Genomic DNA, 1,700 nt, shown 5'->3' with positions numbered 1-1,700 from the left:
CCGTCACCGCACCCACCCCACCCGCACCCTCGGTCCCGACGCCCGCCAACCCCAACACCCCTGCCTCGAAAGGGAGCCGGCCGTGAACCTCGCCCCGCGCGAAATCGACAAGCTACAGATCTACGTGGTCGCCGACCTCGCCCGCCGCCGGCGTGGGCGCGGCCTCAAGCTCAACTACAGCGAGGCCGCGGCGCTGATCAGCGAGGCGATTCTCGAAGGTGCCCGAGACGGTCGCACCGTCGCCGAGTGTATGGAGGTGGGCAAGCAGGTCCTCGGCGGCGAGGACGTGATGGCCGGCGTGCGCGACATGCTCGGCATGCTGCAGGTCGAAGCCGCCTTCCTCGACGGCACCAAGCTCGTCACCTGCCACGATCCGATCGGGGCCTGATCGTGCTCGTCCTGGTCGGCGGCCACGAAAGCTCCGACGGGGCCGACCTCGCCGCGTACGCCCTGGGCCGACCCGACATCCGGACCTGCCCGACCGGCCGACCGCTGTACCGGGCCCTGTGCGAACGGCTCATGGCCACGCCCCCGAGCGCCGGCCCGGTGTGCGTCGTGCCGATGACACTCGGCCGCGACCTCGAACTGGTCGCGGACACCGCCCGAACCGTGGCCGGCCAGGCTCCCGGACGGGTCGTGCTCGCCCGGCCCTTCGGCACGACCGAGCACCTCGTGGGCTGGCTGCGGGCCGCCGCTCGGCGCGTGGCGCTCGATCCCGACGACGCCGTGTTGATCACTGCCCGTCCGGGCGGACCCAACCCCGACGCCGAACTGAGCCGAGTCGCGCGACTGGTCCGCCAGTACGGGCGCCGGCGCCTGGTCGAGACCGCGTACCCGGGCGGCGACCCCGACCTCGCCGAGGGCCTGGACCGTTGCCGCCGACTCGGCGCGACCCGGATCGCCCTGCTGAGCGCGGGCTTCGCCGCCGCCGTACCGCCTTCGGGAGCCGCGGACGTGGTGACCGCCGGACCCCTTCTCGGGCCCGCCGCGGTCCACTCCGTACTGGCCGCCCGGCAGGCCGCCGCGCTGTACGCCCACGGCACGCACGGCGATGACGGGATCGCCGCCGGCCTGGCCGCAGCCGGTCACGGCCACTCGCACGCCGACGACGAACACCACCAAGACCACGCATACCACGAACATCACGAACATCACGAAGACGCTGAACACCACGAAGACCATGAACACCACGAAGATCACAAACACCCGGACCCCACCCGCCATCGAGCCCACACCCACGCGCAAACGCACGCCCACTGAAGGGAATTGACGCCATGTCAGGATCAGCGTCGTATCTCTACGGCGATGCCCCGATCGAGATCAACGCGGGTCGCCGGGCCACCAAGGTGACCGTGCGCAACACCGGCGACCGCGCGATCCAGATCGGTTCGCACTACCACTTCTTCGAGGTCAACCGGGCGCTGGAGTTCGACCGCGACGAGGCGTACGGGATGCACCTGGACATCGCCGCAGGCACCGCCGCGCGCTTCGAACCGGGTGACACCCGCGACGTCACGCTGTGTGCGTTCGGCGGCAGCCGGCGCGTGATCGGCTTCGCGGGGCTGGTCGACGGCGGCCTGAGCGCCCCCGACACCCGGGCTCGCGCGCTGCGCCGCGCCGCAGAACTCGGCTTTCGTGACGACGGCCCGAACAGCGACGCCCCCAGCAACAGCACCCCCAGCCACACCACCCCCAACCAC

General features: G+C 71.7%; 3 protein-coding genes. All 3 read left to right on the top strand.

Features of this window, described 5'->3' with window-relative positions; all coding sequences use genetic code 11:
- The first annotated feature begins 82 nt into the window (after positions 1-82).
- Complete coding sequence (locus tag GT354_RS02770) at positions 83-388, top strand: urease subunit gamma (RefSeq protein WP_161354546.1); 306 nt, start codon at positions 83-85, stop codon at positions 386-388.
- A gap of 2 nt (positions 389-390) precedes the next feature.
- Positions 391-1,260 carry a cobalamin biosynthesis protein CbiX gene (locus GT354_RS02765; protein WP_161354545.1) on the top strand — a complete coding sequence of 290 codons (870 nt, stop codon included), beginning with the start codon at positions 391-393 and terminating at the stop codon, positions 1,258-1,260.
- Between the two features lie 14 nt (positions 1,261-1,274).
- Positions 1,275-1,700: urease subunit beta (locus tag GT354_RS02760; RefSeq protein WP_161354544.1), on the top strand; the 426-nt coding region annotated here is incomplete at its 3' end.

Origin of the sequence: Streptomyces sp. SID3343, from assembly GCF_009865215.1 — a bacterium.
Classification (GTDB): Bacteria; Actinomycetota; Actinomycetes; order Streptomycetales; family Streptomycetaceae; genus Embleya.
Note: the sequence above shows the minus strand (reverse complement) of the source record. Positions and strands in the feature narration are given on the sequence as shown.